The organism is Mameliella sp. CS4 (assembly GCF_019392335.1).
Classification (GTDB): domain Bacteria; phylum Pseudomonadota; class Alphaproteobacteria; order Rhodobacterales; family Rhodobacteraceae; genus Antarctobacter.
This window is the reverse complement of record NZ_JAHXRQ010000166.1, coordinates 1-267: the sequence shown is the minus strand read 5'-3', so window position 1 is coordinate 267 and position 267 is coordinate 1. Positions and strand designations below refer to the sequence as shown.

Sequence of the window (267 nt, the reverse complement as noted above, 5' to 3'; positions counted from 1 at the left end):
CCCGCACGCACGCGATCGAGGACTACCGCAACTTCGGCATCATGGCCCACATCGATGCCGGCAAGACCACGACCACGGAGCGGATCCTCTACTACACCGGAAAGTCCCACAAGATCGGCGAGGTCCATGAGGGCGCCGCCACCATGGACTGGATGGCGCAGGAGCAGGAGCGTGGCATCACGATCACCTCGGCTGCGACCACCTGCTTCTGGCGCGACAAGCGCCTGAACATCATCGACACCCCCGGGCACGTCGACTTCACCATCG

The 267-nt window shown here is 64.0% G+C and carries 1 protein-coding gene; it reads left to right on the top strand.

What is annotated here, in order from left to right; translation table 11 throughout:
• On the top strand, nucleotides 1-267 hold a 267-nt coding region (locus tag KZZ07_RS26970), incomplete at both ends, for a GTP-binding protein (RefSeq protein WP_255564627.1).